The organism is Elusimicrobiota bacterium (genome assembly GCA_026388155.1).
Classification (GTDB): Bacteria; Elusimicrobiota; Elusimicrobia; order Elusimicrobiales; family UBA9959; genus UBA9634.
The window spans coordinates 25,148-39,315 of record JAPLKI010000017.1; the positions used below are offsets into that span (position 1 = coordinate 25,148).

At 55.2% G+C, this 14,168-nt stretch carries 11 protein-coding genes; 2 read left to right on the forward strand and 9 right to left on the reverse strand.

The annotated features are described in order from the left end of the window. Nucleotides 1–29: 29 nt before the first annotated feature. Genes glgX through NTX59_07535 form a run of 3 tightly spaced genes read right to left on the reverse strand, consistent with a single transcriptional unit; the run spans nucleotide 30 to nucleotide 4,328 of the window. A complete protein-coding gene (glgX, locus tag NTX59_07525) occupies nucleotides 30–2,144 on the reverse strand; it encodes a glycogen debranching protein GlgX (protein ID MCX5785523.1) in 2,115 nt (704 codons plus the stop codon). A 4-nt stretch (nucleotides 2,145–2,148) separates the two neighbouring features. Further along, complete coding sequence (locus NTX59_07530) at nucleotides 2,149–2,493, reverse strand: STAS domain-containing protein (GenBank protein ID MCX5785524.1); 345 nt, start codon at nucleotides 2,491–2,493, stop codon at nucleotides 2,149–2,151. 17 nt (nucleotides 2,494–2,510) lie between these two features. Beyond that, nucleotides 2,511–4,328 (reverse strand): AGE family epimerase/isomerase, encoded by a 1,818-nt coding sequence (locus tag NTX59_07535; GenBank protein MCX5785525.1) that lies wholly within the window; start codon nucleotides 4,326–4,328, stop codon nucleotides 2,511–2,513. Nucleotides 4,329–4,657: 329 nt separating this feature from the next. Here NTX59_07535 and NTX59_07540 point away from each other — a divergent pair, with 329 nt between their 5' ends. Then, a complete protein-coding gene (locus tag NTX59_07540) occupies nucleotides 4,658–5,335 on the forward strand; it encodes a chemotaxis protein (protein MCX5785526.1) in 678 nt (225 codons plus the stop codon). A 1-nt stretch (nucleotide 5,336) separates the two neighbouring features. Next, nucleotides 5,337–7,055 carry a SpoIIE family protein phosphatase gene (locus NTX59_07545; GenBank protein ID MCX5785527.1) on the forward strand — a complete coding sequence of 573 codons (1,719 nt, stop codon included), beginning with the start codon at nucleotides 5,337–5,339 and terminating at the stop codon, nucleotides 7,053–7,055. Between the two features lie 91 nt (nucleotides 7,056–7,146). On the opposite strand, the gene NTX59_07550 is transcribed toward NTX59_07545, so the two are convergent. From NTX59_07550 to NTX59_07575, 6 genes are all read right to left on the reverse strand, one after another. After that, a complete protein-coding gene (locus tag NTX59_07550) occupies nucleotides 7,147–8,304 on the reverse strand; it encodes a SpoIIE family protein phosphatase (protein MCX5785528.1) in 1,158 nt (385 codons plus the stop codon). Further along, a complete protein-coding gene (locus NTX59_07555) occupies nucleotides 8,301–9,014 on the reverse strand; it encodes a cache domain-containing protein (GenBank protein ID MCX5785529.1) in 714 nt (237 codons plus the stop codon). The genes NTX59_07550 and NTX59_07555 overlap by 4 nt, the downstream gene beginning before the upstream one ends. Further along, a complete protein-coding gene (locus tag NTX59_07560; protein MCX5785530.1) occupies nucleotides 9,011–9,988 on the reverse strand; it encodes an ABC transporter substrate-binding protein in 978 nt (325 codons plus the stop codon). Before NTX59_07560 ends, NTX59_07555 begins: the two co-directional genes overlap by 4 nt. A gap of 113 nt (nucleotides 9,989–10,101) precedes the next feature. Further along, nucleotides 10,102–10,608 carry a DJ-1/PfpI family protein gene (locus NTX59_07565; GenBank protein ID MCX5785531.1) on the reverse strand — a complete coding sequence of 169 codons (507 nt, stop codon included), beginning with the start codon at nucleotides 10,606–10,608 and terminating at the stop codon, nucleotides 10,102–10,104. 72 nt (nucleotides 10,609–10,680) lie between these two features. Beyond that, entirely contained in the window at nucleotides 10,681–12,498 is a 1,818-nt protein-coding gene (locus NTX59_07570; protein ID MCX5785532.1) for an ABC-F family ATP-binding cassette domain-containing protein, read from the reverse strand. Beyond that, nucleotides 12,488–14,095 carry a dehydrogenase gene (locus NTX59_07575; GenBank protein ID MCX5785533.1) on the reverse strand — a complete coding sequence of 536 codons (1,608 nt, stop codon included), beginning with the start codon at nucleotides 14,093–14,095 and terminating at the stop codon, nucleotides 12,488–12,490. The genes NTX59_07570 and NTX59_07575 overlap by 11 nt, the downstream gene beginning before the upstream one ends. Between the last annotated feature and the right edge of the window lie 73 nt (nucleotides 14,096–14,168).

Below are 14,168 nucleotides of genomic sequence, written 5' to 3' on the forward strand. Positions count from 1 at the left end.
TCTGTTGCCGCCGGGTCCCTTATCTTACGTTATTTTCCCAAGAGAACCACTACCGAACGAGGACCGACAAGGAACTCGGACTGATTTTCGATTTTTTTCTCCCGCCCTGTTTCCGCGACATCTTCCGGCGACGGCATATCCGTGTTTACCGCAACGTGCCAGCGCATTCCCTGCGGCAGTTGGGGCAGCCCGAAACCGCGCATCTCCCAATGCATGTTCATCGCGACATATATGAAAGTGTCGCACACGGCGCCGACTTTCACGCTTTCGCCGTTCAGCAGGAACGCGAGTACCCGGCTTTCAGGGGCCCAGTCGCAGCTCCAGGCCTTTGTTCCGTGCCAGGAGATGTCCGGGTAGCCGTTGTTTAAGTTGTTGTTCGTAAAATGGTGGCAGGAACGCAGCGCCGGATGCGCGTTTCTGAACGCTATCATCTTTTTACAGTAGTTGAATAGCCCGGCGTTGTCCTTCAGCAGCCCCCAGTCCAGCCACGATATCCCGTTGTCCTGGCAGTAGGCGTTATTATTGCCGCCCTGCACATTGCCCATCTCGTCGCCGGAAAGGATCATGGGAGTCCCCCGGCTGACCAGCAGCATGGCCAGAGCGTTCTTTATCTGCTTCACGCGCAGGCTGTTGACCCCGGGGTCCGTTGACGGGCCTTCCCAGCCGCAGTTCCAGCTGTAGTTGTCGTTGGACCCGTCCGAATTGTTCTCGCCGTTGGCCTCATTATGCTTCCCGTCATAAGAAACCATGTCCATCAGTGTAAATCCGTCATGCGCGGTTATGAAATTGATAGAGGCGCGCGTTCCCCTGTTCTGCCACTGATAAAGGTCGGGAGAGCCCTGCAGGCGCTGCGACATGGCGCCGGCAAGGCCCGGTTCGCCTTTCAGGAATTTGCGCGCGTCGTCGCGGAATTTGCCGTTCCATTCGGCCCATCGCCCCCATGAAGGGAACGAACCCACCTGGTAAAGGCCGCCCGCGTCCCAGGCCTCGGCTATCAGTTTGCATTTGCCGAGTATCGGGTCGAAAGCGAGCGTTTCCAGAAGCGGCGGGCTGTGCATGGGAGCGCCGTTCTGATCGCGCCCCAGTATGGAGGCGAGGTCGAACCTGAAACCGTCCACATGGTAGTCGGTGGCCCAGTAGCGCAGGCAGTCCAGTATCATATTGCGCACTATCGGGTTGTTGCAGTTGAGGGTATTGCCGCAGCCGCTGAAATTATAGTAATAGCCGTCGGGCGTCAGGATGTAATATGTTTTGTTGTCAATGCCCCGGTACGAGATGTAAGGGCCGCGTTCGTTGCCCTCCGCGGTGTGATTGAAAACCACGTCCAGTATAACCTCAAGGCCGTTCTTGTGAAGGTCCTTGATAAGGGTTTTCAGCTCATCCGCCTGCATACCGAACTTTCCCGTGGCGGCGAAACCGGACTTGGGCGCGAAAAAACCGACGTTGCTGTAGCCCCAATAGTTCATCAGCCGCTCGCCCGTGGCTTTTGACACGCGCGAATTCTCGAACTCGTCGAACTCGTGTATCGGCATCAGCTCCACGCAATTTACTCCGAGCTCTTTGAGGTACGGTATTTTTTCCCGTATTCCCGCGAACGTCCCGGGATGTTTTACGCCGGAAGACGGATGCCTGGTAAAACCGCGCACGTGCATTTCGTAGATAATAAGGTCTTCTATGGGAGTTTCAAGGGGATGATCGTTCTCCCAGTCAAAATCGTCCAGAAGCACGCGGGCGCGGTGCGGGTAGATGTCGCTCCAGTCCGGGTCCACGCCCCAGACGTCCCTGCCGCCTATGGTTTTCGCGTACGGGTCCATCAGGATCTTTGTCTTGTCAAAGCGGTGCCCCTCATTGGGCGCGAACGGGCCGTCCATGCGAAAGCCGTACTCGATATCCTCGTAATCCAGATCGAACACGACCATGGTGAATACATTGCCTATCCTGAACTCGTCGGGGAACGGGATGGAGGCAAAGGGCCGGGCCCCGTGTTTTTTGAAAAGGACCAGCTCGCAGGAGCGGGCTTGGCTGGAATAGACGGAAAAATTCACCCCTCCGGGCACTATCGTCGCCCCGAAAGGCAGCGGTTTGCCTACCCGCACTTCGAAGCCATTAACGGTGTGTGTCGGATGTGTATCGATGCGCAGCATATGTTTAACGGTGTACGTTCTTGACCGAGGCCACAGCTTCCGCCACCGTATCAAAGATGGAGAAAAAACTGCTGAAGCCGGTCATATCCATTACGTCTTTTATCTCGGCGGAGAGCCCCGCGAAGGCCCAGCACCCGTTTTTGGCGGGCAGCTGTTTCGCTATCATCAGCAGCACCCGCAGCCCCGCGCTGGATATATATACGCACTTTTCAAAGTCGAGCACCAGACAGCAGCCGGAAGCGATGTTAGGCAGGATCTGTTCCTGCGCCTGCGGGGCCGTAGCGCCGTCAAGGCTCCCGGAAATGCTGATTACGTTGACTTCATCGTGTATCGCGGTCTTTATTTCCATATTTTTGATATCCTCGCTCAGGCCGCAGGCTCGAGCCGCACTTTTATCTTGGGCCGGGACGTAAGGTTAGGCAGCTCCACGATCAGTTTCTCGGCGTCGAACTTGGTCCACGGATTGCCGTCTATCCAGACAGCCGAGATGCGCACGCTGCCCTGCGGCAGGATGTCGGGCTGGACCCGCAGCACATCATTGCCAAACCCGCCGACCATAGGTTTGAAATACAGATCAAGCGGCTGTTTGGTGTTGAGAAAGTTAGTATACACCTGCGAAAGATAACAAAGCTCTATGGAATGATAGCCGCTCATCGAATGGCTGCCTTTAAGACGCTCATTTCCCATCAGGTAGGGCAGGCCGTTATTTAAGACGTTGAAGTACACGGAGCCGTCGTCATGGTCAAGATAGAACGAATTATAGAACGAGGCCGATTCCCTGCCGTATTTGAGATATTCCTTGTCTTTCAGCACTCCGTACAATATCTGATACGCAAGAATCCCCTGTTCCTGCTGCCACCAGGCTTTCCGGTCGTGCCAGGAAAAGCGATGGGCTTCTTCCCCCTGTTTGAGGGTGCGTTCCATGACGTCGTACCAGCCGCCGCGCTGCTTATCCATGCCGACCTTCGGCATCACCTCGGCTATCTTTTTTGCCAGCTCAACGTAGCGGTTGTCCGGTTTCAGGCTGTTAATGCGCATCAGGTTCCAGGCTATCTTCAGATTATGGCCTATTACCGCCTGGTTCTGCTGCCACCGCCAGGTCAGGTCGTGGCTCCAGTCCTCAAAAAAGCGCTCATTGACGAACGGGCTGTTCTCATAATCCGGAAAATGATTTACGATGCAGTCCGCGGTATAAGCCAGAAAATCTTTGTATTTCGGGTCGCCGGTGGCAAGGTAGAGGTTGATAAGGTACGCGGGCGCGTGGTCGCCGACCGAGTTCCAGTTCTTGCGGGCCTTGTTGAGGCCAAGACTGTCGCTGCGGGGGTCAAGAGTAATGGGGTCAAGGTGCGAGAAATACCCCTCTCCCTTTTTGTCTATAAAAAAACGGTCGAACAGGTCGATCGTCATCTTAATATCCTTCATGATGGAAGGATCGCCGTTTATCCGGTATGTCTGCGTGGGGCCCGCAAGCGCGTAGATCTGCTCGTACATGGGGATGGCGTCCCAGTCGTCGCCGAACTCAGAGGCGAATATCTTATGCTCCTGCTCGCCTTTCACGTCGATGCCGTGGTACCAGTAGACGATGTTTTCGTCATAATCGTAGAACCGCATGTGGTCGCGCAGGTATTGTGTGCCTTTTTCCGCGGCCTCAAGGAACCGGTCCTCTCCGGTCAGGAGGAAAGTGGAGGCGAAACCGTACACCAGGCGCGAGATGGTGTCCGTTTCCTGGCGGAAATCGCCTTTACGGTTGCCGCCGAGGCTCAGGAACGTGCGGTAATTGCGGTAATCTATCTCTTTGCCCAGGAACTGCGCCCTGATAAAAAAATCCGCTATGCTGCGCGCCTGTTTTATCCACCAGTCCGGCTCTTCGAACCTGAACTTTCCGAGCTTGCGCCCGGGGAAATCCAGCGTCTTAGCTTCGAAAACGTGGCTCCCTTTTTCCGGATAGAAAACCCCGTAGGCGAACATGTACTGCCCCGGAACCAGCAGTTCCGCAAGCTGCCCTGTGCAGTCGAAATACGGCTCTTCCAGGTTGCGTAGCCCGCGGGCGAAAGTGTTATTGGTCAGTTTTACCTGGAACTCGCGGCCGTCCGTGGTTTTCAGCCCGAAAATTTTTTTATCTTTGTCAAAATTGGTCACATAACCGGCGATAAGGTCCGAAAACTCGAATTGCATAAGCTCCATAGATTCCTCCTTAATCCGTTTTACCCGGAACGGCACGTTAATTTATAGCAGAATTGTCAGGTATACGGCAAGTTATTATTTTAAGCCCTTGAAAAAGAAACAATTCCGGCCCGGCCGCGATGTTTTTCGCTTTTCTACCCCATGCCGTATTTGCTTAAATAGAAACCGGGGACTTTAAAATTGAAGCACGGGAACTTAAAGATCCACGCGAAAGCATCCTGCCGGGCCGATCTTCATCCGCGAAGGTTTCAGAAAGGCCGGAGCTTTCAGAAGGACGGACTGATATGAATTCGCTGATCAATCTTGGACTTTCATTACCTGAGCCACGCATGAAACACATTATTTCCATACTGCTGCTTTTTTTCGTTTTCCCGCTCATCCCGCTTTCCCATGCCGCGGCCGCGCAGAAAAAAGAACTCAGGGCCGGCGCCGGGAAAAGTTCCCCGGCCGAGAGCCTGGCCAGAAACGCGATAAGCATTGAAGACATGACGGAAACGGACAAGCGGATACTGGCATTGGCGAAAGCGGCCGCCGGCGAATGCGCCAGGGCTCTTGAAAACGCGGTTAAATCAGGCCAAAAAAACGAAGAAGAGATCTTCAGCACGCTTTATTTTCCCCTGCTGCCCGTTACATCTCCCCCGGCCTTTTCAACATTTTACGACGATTATACGGACAAGGTCATAACCCCGATAGAGGATTCGTATCTGGCCAAAGACAAGGCAATACTTGCCGTTGTGCTGTTGGACATAAACGGATATCTTCCTTCTCATAATTCAAAATATTCGCGTCCCCTGACCGGCAACCCGGAAATTGACTTGAAAAACCACAGGACAAAACGCATTTTCAACGATGTAACCGGCTACCAAGCCGCCATAAATACCCGGGAGTTCCTTTTACAGATCTACCGCAGGGACACAGGGGAAATCACCGCCGACATTTCGGTCCCCGTTTTCGTGCTGAACCGCCACTGGGGAGCTTTGAGGATCCTATACGGGAGAGGAGAGTAAAATGTTCAGGAAACTTTCCACAAAAATATCCCTGGCCCTGATCGCCATAATGTCGCTCCTGATGGCGCTATTTACCGTTGGCCTTATCAGAAACCGCACGAAGGAAATGGACCGGCTTATACTGGAAAAGGGGATCACGGCGGCCACCGTAGGAGCCAGATTTACCGGCAACACGCTGGACAATATGATCGACAACGGAATTTTTTCAATAAACGAGGTTTTTGACCGGGAACTGGTCCCTATTAAGCTTCCTTCCGCTATAACCCGGAAGTACCTCGCCGCCGGCATTGAGCCGAAAAGCCTTTCCTCCGTGCAGAAATACCACTATGCAACCGGAATGGACTCCTATCTGGACAATCTGGTTTTGCCGGTAGAAGACGAATTCCTCAGGGATCCGCAGTTCACTTATGCGGTCATGGTCGACATAAACGGCTATGTTCCCGCTCATAACTCGATCTACAACAGGCCGCTGACGGGGGATTTCGCCTTCGATCTTCTGCACAACAGGACCAAGCGTATTTTCAACGACGAAGTGGGAATAAAAAGCGCCTCCCATGCGGAGAACAATTATTTTCTCCAGATATACAAGAGGGATACCGGCGAACTTATGTGGGATGTTACCTTCCCGGTTTTAGTGAAAGGCCGGCATTGGGGAGCTTTCCGGGTCGGCTTTTCCATGGAAAAGGCTGAAAAGGCGACTGCAAGCCTGCGCAACAAGCTCATCCTGATAATGGGCTTTCTGCTCCTGATCATGGTGATAGTGATCGACAGGGTTACGGCCGCCATGATGAAGCCGCTCCTGGCCCTTCACGACGGGGTGGAGAAAGTGGCGAAAGGCGACCTCTCATTCCACCAGGCGGAAGCCTCAGGCGACGAAGTCGGGGACCTGGCGAGAGCTTTCAACAAGATGACGGACGACCTGAAAGTGTACATCAAAAACCTCCAGGAAACGACCGCCGCCAAAGAAAGGATAGAAAGCGAGCTTTCAATAGCGAAGGGGATACAGGCCGGCATGCTCCCGCGCCTTTTCCCCCCGTTCCCGGAAAGAAAAGAATTCGACCTGCATGCCTCAATGGAACCAGCCAAGGAAGTGGGCGGGGATTTTTTTGATTTTTTCTTCGTCACGGAAAACAAGCTCTGCATCATCATCGCGGACGTATCGGGCAAGGGCGTGCCCGCCGCGCTGTACATGGTGATAACCAAGACCCTGCTTAAAACCGAAGGCCTCAGGGGCCTCCCCCCGTGCAAGATCCTGGCCGCCGTCAACGCCATCCTTTTCCCCGACAACGACGCCTGCATGTTCGCCACGGTATTCTGCGCCGTTCTGGATACGGAAACCGGCGAAATGGAATTCGCGAACGCCGGGCACAACCCGCCGCTGCTCTGCGCGGGCCCCGGCCGGTTTGAATTCCTCACAATGGAAAGCGGGATGGTCCTCGGGGTGGCTGAAAGTTTCCCGTACAATTCCGGCAAAATCCGGCTGTCGGAGGGAGACACCATGTTTTTATATACGGACGGCGTGACCGAGGCGATGAACCCTGAAAACGCGCTGTTCTCCGAGAAAAAACTGCAGGCGGTCCTTAACACGCTTAAAAACGAAAGCGCGGAGAACATACTGCGCAGGATACGGGTGGAAATAGCGGCCTTTGCCGCCGGCACCCCCCAGTCCGACGACATCACAATGATAGTCCTTAAATACCGCGGCCCTAAAAAGTCCTGAACGGAAAACCCGCGCCGCGATTTAACAAACCGCGGCGCGGGCGTTTGAAAGCCGCCCGGATCCCCGCCATTCTTTAATTTTGATTTTTATTTCAAGCCCCGCCCCTGAATTTAAGGGCCAGCATGGTTATATCGTCCGATTGGGGCTCATTGCCGGCATAAAGCTTGATCTCGGCGCGCAGAGCGTTAATAAGAGCCGTAACATCCCTGTCCTGCAGCCCCGTCAGAACCTGTTGAAGCCGTTTTTCCGAAAATAGCTGTTTTTGCGGGTTCATCGCCTCGGTCACGCCGTCGGTATACATGAACAGCGTGTCGCCCGGGTCAAGCCGCGTCTTTTGAACGGTGAATTGCGAGTCCGGCATGGGGCCCAGCACAAAGCCGTGGTCCATCTTGAGAAACTCATTTGGAAGGCTTTTGCGGCAGAGTACCGGCGGGTTATGCCCGGCGTTCGCGAATTCCACTTCGCCGGTTTCCGTATCCAGGACGCCGCAGAAAATAGTGGCGAACATGGCTGAATCATTGTCGAGAGCGATGATCTTATTGACCTTGCACAGCACTTCATGCGGCGCCAGGTGCTGCAGCGCTTCGTTCTTCATCAGGGTTTTAGTGATCATCATGAACAGGGCCGCCGGCACCCCTTTGCCGGAAACGTCGCCTATAAGGAAAAAGAGCTTGTTCTCCGCGGTCAGGAAAAAATCAAAAAAATCCCCGCCCACTTCTTTCGCCGGCACCATCACGGCGAAAAGCTCGAACTCCTTCTTATGAGGGAACGGCGGGAAGATGTGCGGCAGCATGCTCGACTGTATCTCACGCGCGATATTCAGCTCGCTCTCAATGCGCTCTTTGGCGGCGGTCGTTTCTTTGAGGTCGCTGATATATTTTTTCAGCGATGTTTTCATGTAACGGAACGCCGCCGCCAGCTGCCCCACTTCATCCTCGGAGGTTACCGCCGGCAGTTCCGCGTCCAGGTTCCCGGCGCCGATAGCTTTCGCCGCATGCGCCATACCGTGCAAAGGTCCGGTGATGGAACGCGCAATAATGAAAATAACTAAGACCAGCAGCGCCATGCCGGCAAACCCGACAGCGGCCACAACATGGTTCAGCCGCGTTATGTCTTCCATAAACTCGTCTTCGGGAAATATCACGCCCAGCGACCAGCCGGTGGACGGCACAGGTTCAAAGCACATCCAGCTTGCTTTATGCCTCGCAAGCGACGTAAACCGCACAAAGCCGGATTCGCCGCGTATCATCTTCCTGCCTGTTTCCCGGAGATGAGGTCTTTCACGGGATGGGTTATGATAGTGCCGTTCCGGGAAATAAGGAAAGCGTCACCGGTCTTCAGCACCTTTATGGACGAGACCACTTTCTCCAGCCATGCCAGGGAAATGTCCGCGGTAACTATGCCTTTAATTTGTCTTTTCCCCGCGGACCGCCCGTAGAACGGCGCGGAATAGGTAACCTCAAGTATTTTCGCCTTGGCGTCGATGTAAGGCTCGCTCCATACGGAAGCCTCCAGTTCCATGGGCACCTGGTAGACGTCTTCAAGGAAGTAATTGGGGTAGTCGGAGTATTGCAGTTTCCCGTCCGACTCATAATAATACGGGGCATAGTAGCGCAGGTCTTTTTGAAAAGCGTAGGGGGCGAATATTACCGCTCCTCCTACGATCTCCCTGCTCTCTGTCACCTCAGTGCGGAGCATGGTAAGCATCCGCTGCCGGTCAATGGTCCCGCTTTCCAGGAAACGGGCCAGGCCATTGGGGATCTTCTGCACTGAAAGCGCGACGGCGTCTATTTTGTTAACGGTCCGCAGCGTGAGGTTCCGCGCATTCTCTTCCACGCTTTTCAATATCATCTTTCTGGAAAACCGGTAATTGACCGTGAAGATCACCAGCAGTATCAGCGAGCAGCTTCCCGAAAGGAAGAGAATAAGCTTGAAGGCCAGGCTTTTGTATTTTATCATCGGGGCAGCACCGGCTTATAAAATGAGGTAAAATCGGGAATAGCCTTAATGACGCCGATTTTCAGCATCTCGGAGGCTACACGGTTATAATCGTCCTTTTTAAGGACCCCCGCGGCCCCTCCCTTTTCGACAGGCGCCATCAGTTCTTTTATTCTTTCCAGCATCCATTTCTGATGGGCCCTGTTCGCGGGCAGGCCCGCGTCCTTCATGTATTTCAGGGTAATATCCAGCGCCTCTTCTTCATGGGCGAACGCGTAATTCCACCCTTCCAAAGAAGCCTCCACGAATGCCCGGCACATTGCGGGAGAGCGTTTATACAGGCTTTCCCCGGCATAAATGCCGTCCTCCGGGAAATTCAAGCCATACTGTTCGTAATGGAACAGAATGAGCTCTTCCGGGTTAAGGCCGGAATTAAGGATGGTATGGTATTCGTTGTACACCATGGCGGAGACCGCGTCGACCCCGCCGCGCAGGAACAGGTTGGGGGTGTAAGCCTGCAGAACACTCGTCGCCTTGATCTTGTATTTTGAAAGAAAGGCTTTAGGCTGGATACTGAGGTCTCCTTCCCAATAGCTTATCTTCCTGCCGTTCAGGTCCCCGGGGTTGGTGATGCCGCTCGACTTTCTCGCCACAAGGATGAGCGCCGAACGCTGCGTTGACTGGAACAGGTTGACTACGGGAAGGCCGTTAGCGCGCTCCCTGACCCCGGCTGAAAGCCAAAGGAGGGCGAAATCGGTTTTGCCGCTTTTCAGCATCGGGCCGGGAGGAACATTCGGCCCGCTGGGGAGGATATTTACGTCAAGCCCGTGAGCTTTGTAAATACCCTTGTCATGAGCGACATAATACCCCGCGAACTGGGCCTGCGGGCTCCACAACGGAACAAAAGACGCCTTTTTAAGCGCCCCTTCCCCCCTGCAAACGCCGGCAGAGAGAATGAGCACGGCTCCGGCCAGGAAAATGAACTTTTTTATCATTGTCGCACTTTAGAATTTATGCCGCGTAAACATTGTCTTGGATCGAAATTAAAATGTCATATTTTTTACAAAACAATAGAACGGATGTCAACTGGCCTTTATACAACTGGTGATTATTTTAAAGCTTCCGCCAGCGCCCTGCCGTAAGCGCGCGCCGGAACAGGGCCGGACGCGGTTATAAGTTTCCCGTCAATTTCAACTTCGGCGCCGGTATACTCTGCCCCGGCTTTTTCAAGTTCTCCGGACCCGTCGGGCCAGACAGTGGCTTTTTTATTTTTTAAGAGCCCGGCGTGGGCCAGCACTACGGGCGAAATGCAGATGGCCCCTATAAGCTTGCCGAGCCCTTCGGCTTTTTTAAAAACAGCCTGAACCTTCGGGTTGTCCAGATGCTCAAGCGCGCCCGGCCCCCCCACCAAAGTAAGGGCGTCGTAGTCGGCGGGGTTTATTTCGTCAATTACCTTGTCCACCTGCGCGACGGCGCTGAACTTGCCCTTCGCCTGCCCCTTTGCGGTTGAAACCGTGTCCACTTCTACTCCGGCGGCTTCAAGTATTTTTTTGGGCTCAATGTATTCCTCGTCCCGAAAACCCTGAAAAGCTATGAACATGGCGACTTTTTTCATTTTCCCTCCGCAAATATTCTATAAAATCCTGCTGCCTTTTCTGCTCATTCTAAAAATTTAAAACAAATCCCCTTATCGTCCTTTTTGCAGTTCGGACCAGCGGGCAAAGAGGGTTTCCACTTTGTGCAGGGCGGCGTCCAGTTTCGCGTGGCGTTTGGCAAGTTCCTCCGCGTCGGTGGCTATGGCGGCGTCTTCAAGGGACAGACGGGCCTTTGCAGCCCTATCCTCAGCGGTCTGTATTTCGGCTTCCAGTTTCCGGAGGGAGTTCTTATGCTCCCGTGTCTCTTTGGCGGAAGGGCCCTGCTGGGGTTCGCCGACAGCGGGCGCGTGCGGCAGCTCTTCCTGCTGCTGCGCCATCCAGCTCTCCCATTGGGAGAGGTCGGCAAAAAAGCGGGCGTTTCCCCGGCCATCCAGCGCCAGCAGGCGGCTGCTTACCCGCTCAAGCAGGTAGCGGTCGTGCGTGACCAGCACCAGGGCGCCCGGAAATTCCTGCATGCTGCTTTCAAGCACCTCCAGTGATTGTAAATCCAGGTCGTTTGTGGGCTCGTCCAGCAACAGCACATCGGCGGGCCGCAGCATGAACCCGGCTATAAGAACGCGGGCCTGCTCGCCGCCGGACAGCAGCCGCAGCGGCATGTCCAGCTGCTCCTGGCGGAAAAGGAAGCGCGAGGCCCAGCCGCGCACATGGATGTTGGCGCCTTTATAACAGACATGCTCGCCGTTGCCGCACAAGGCCCGCTTGAGCGTGAGGTCCAGGTCCAGGCGGGCGCGGTGTTGGTCAAAGGTGGCCACGCGCAGACCTTCGGCCTGTTTCAGCGTGCCAGTGTCCGGGGCAAGTTCGCCGGCCAGTATTTTAAGCAGGGTCGTTTTGCCGCTGCCATTGCCGCCCAGCAGGCCCAGCTTGTCGCTGGGGGTGAGCGTCAGGTCCAGCGGGCCGAACAACTTGCGGCCGCCCAGGCTTTTTTCAACCTTCACGGCGCTTATAAGGCGGTTGGCCTGGCGGTCCCCGGACGTAAAGTCTATATCGGCGGCGCGGCCCTGCGCGTTGTGGTATTCCAGTTCTGAAAGTTCATTTATCAGTTCCCCCGCCCGGTCTATGCGGGCCTTCTGCTTTGTCGCGCGAGCTCTGGGGCCTTTGCGCAGCCAGGCTATTTCCCCCCGCACGATATTGCGCACCGAGTCTTCGCGCGAAGCCTGCGTATCAAAGTAGGCCTCTCGGTTTTCAAGGAACTGGCTGTAGTTGCCGACGCTGCTGAAATGCCCATCCGGGTAGCGCTTGTTCAGCTCTATCACGCGGTTGGTGACGCGCTCCAGAAAACGGCGGTCATGAGTGACCACGAGAAAAGGAAATTTGAGTTCCGAAATAAACCTCTCCAGCCAGAGCACGCCTTCTATGTCAAGATGGTTGGTAGGCTCGTCCAGCAGCAGCAGGTCCGGCCCGCGCGCTACCTGCGCAAGTATGGCCAGGCGCTTGCGCCAGCCGCCTGAAAGCGCGTTTACCTGCCGCGCGGGGTCCGTGAAGCCGGCGGCCGCAAGAGCGGCCGAGGCGCGCATGTCTATTTCATAGTCCTGCAGACCGAGGCCTTGCAGCGCCTTTACGACCTCGCCACGGACGTTCCAGTCCTGCGGGGCCGCTTCGAAGCGGTCCTGCTGGGCCAGATAACCCAGCCGCAGGCCGCGCCGGGCTGTAACCTCGCCGGAGTCGGGCGTTTCGTTCCCGGCCAGTATTTTCAGCAGCGTGGATTTGCCGGCCCCGTTGGGGCCTATGAGCCCGGTACGCTCGCCCTCGGAAAGACCGAAGGACAGCCCCTCGAACAACGGGCGCACCCCGAAACTTTTGGAAAGATTTTGACAACTTAGCAGTATGGCCATGGCAGCGTCAGACCGCACATTCGGTTTTTGCCGCGCCCGCGCCCCGCAGCGCGGCTTCCACGGCTTTTATGGCGTCGGAGGCGGAACTGGTTATCCCGCCGCTATACCCCGACCCTTCGCCGATGGGGTAGAGGTTCCGTATATTTACCGATTCAAAATTTTTCCCGCGCCTGATCCGCACAGGCGAGGAGGTTCTTGTTTCCGGACCCATAAGTATGGCGTCGTCGCCCACGAATAACGGGCACTCCGTTTTCCATTGGTTAAAAGCGGAACGAAGCGTTTCGCTTATAAAAGCCGGGAAGACGCGGTTCAGGTCCGCGCTGCTAACCCCCATCTTGTAGGAATTACTGTTTAACGCGGCGGACGGCGTCCCGCTTAAGAAATCCCTGAGGTTCTGCGCCGGCGCCTTCCAGTTACCCCCGCCCGCGCTGAAAGCTTTGCGCTCTATATCTTTCTGGAACTCAACTCCGGCCATTGGGTTGTTTGATCCGTAATCAGCGGTGGTGCAGGTTACCGCGATGGCGGAGTTTGAGAATGCGGAGTCCCTGGCCGAGTAGCTCATGCCGTTGAGCGCGAGCCCGCCCTCTTCCGAGGACGCGTTTATAACCTCGCCGCCGGGGCACATGCAGAAGGTGTACGCGCCGCGGCCGGTTTTGCGGTTCGTACAGTTAAAGGAATAGGTGGCGGCGCCTATGCCGGGAAAATCCCTATACTTGCTGCCGTATCTGATAAGGTTGATGGTCTTGGCCGGGTGCTCGACCCTCACTCCCACCGAGATGGGCTTGGGTTCAAGGCTGACGCCTTTTTTGTGCAGCAGTTCAAAGGTGTCACGCGCAGAATTGCCTATAGCCAGGTAGACGCTTGAGCAAAGGCGCTCCGTCGAACCATTAATTATCACGCCGGAAACTTTGCCTCCGGAGATAAGTATATCCGTCATTTTTGAGCCGTAATATATTTCGCCGCCCGCCTGAAGGATATAATTCCTGATATTGGCCGTTATTTTGCGCAGCACATCGGTGCCCAGGTGCGGCTTGCTGACATACCCCGTTTCCGGCGGCGCGCCGAATTTAATAAAAGTGTCCAGCACCTTGCTTGCGTGCGCGGAATTGTTAAGCCTTGAAAACAGTTTTCCGTCGGAATAGGCGCCGGCGCCGCCTTCCCCGAACTGAATGTTGGACTCCGGGGCCAGCGTCCGTTCGCTGATAAATCTTTGCACGTCCGCGTGGCGTTCTTCCAGTTTTTTGCCCCGTTCAAAGACGAGGGGTTTAAGCCCGTACTCGATAAGCTCAAGCGCGGCGAACATCCCGGCCGGGCCGAAACCGATTATTACAGGCCGCCGGCCCGCCGGCGCGGGCTTAGGCCGCGCAGCCGGTTTTCCGGCGTACAGAGGGAAATTGTCTTTGTTCTCGTAACCGGCGGGGACGCTTATAACCAGCGATAATTCGTAGTAGAACTGCCGCCTGTCGCCGGAAACCAGCGTTTTGGAAAGTATCCGGACGACCTTGAGCTCATGCCCGGAGACCTTAAGCCTGCGCGCGGCGGATGTTAAGTATTCTCCGGGCCCGTCGATCTCAACGGGAACAAGCAAACCGCCTATGATAAGCTCCAAAGCCATAGTAGATAATACGATATACAGGCAGGTCTTTTACTGTTTTTCACCGGCAGTGCAGACGCGTTTTTGTTTTTGA

Bases quoted from the DNA above. Each gene is read 5' to 3' on its own strand.
- glgX (MCX5785523.1), bottom strand. From the start codon at position 2,144: ATGCTGCGCATCGATACACATCCGACACACACCGTTAATGGCTTCGAA.
- NTX59_07530 (MCX5785524.1), bottom strand. From the start codon at position 2,493: ATGGAAATAAAGACCGCGATACACGATGAAGTCAACGTAATCAGCATT.
- NTX59_07535 (MCX5785525.1), bottom strand. From the start codon at position 4,328: ATGGAGCTTATGCAATTCGAGTTTTCGGACCTTATCGCCGGTTATGTG.
- NTX59_07540 (MCX5785526.1), top strand. From the start codon at position 4,658: ATGAAACACATTATTTCCATACTGCTGCTTTTTTTCGTTTTCCCGCTC.
- NTX59_07545 (MCX5785527.1), top strand. From the start codon at position 5,337: ATGTTCAGGAAACTTTCCACAAAAATATCCCTGGCCCTGATCGCCATA.
- NTX59_07550 (MCX5785528.1), bottom strand. From the start codon at position 8,304: ATGATACGCGGCGAATCCGGCTTTGTGCGGTTTACGTCGCTTGCGAGG.
- NTX59_07555 (MCX5785529.1), bottom strand. From the start codon at position 9,014: ATGATAAAATACAAAAGCCTGGCCTTCAAGCTTATTCTCTTCCTTTCG.
- NTX59_07560 (MCX5785530.1), bottom strand. From the start codon at position 9,988: ATGATAAAAAAGTTCATTTTCCTGGCCGGAGCCGTGCTCATTCTCTCT.
- NTX59_07565 (MCX5785531.1), bottom strand. From the start codon at position 10,608: ATGAAAAAAGTCGCCATGTTCATAGCTTTTCAGGGTTTTCGGGACGAG.
- NTX59_07575 (MCX5785533.1), bottom strand. From the start codon at position 14,095: ATGGCTTTGGAGCTTATCATAGGCGGTTTGCTTGTTCCCGTTGAGATC.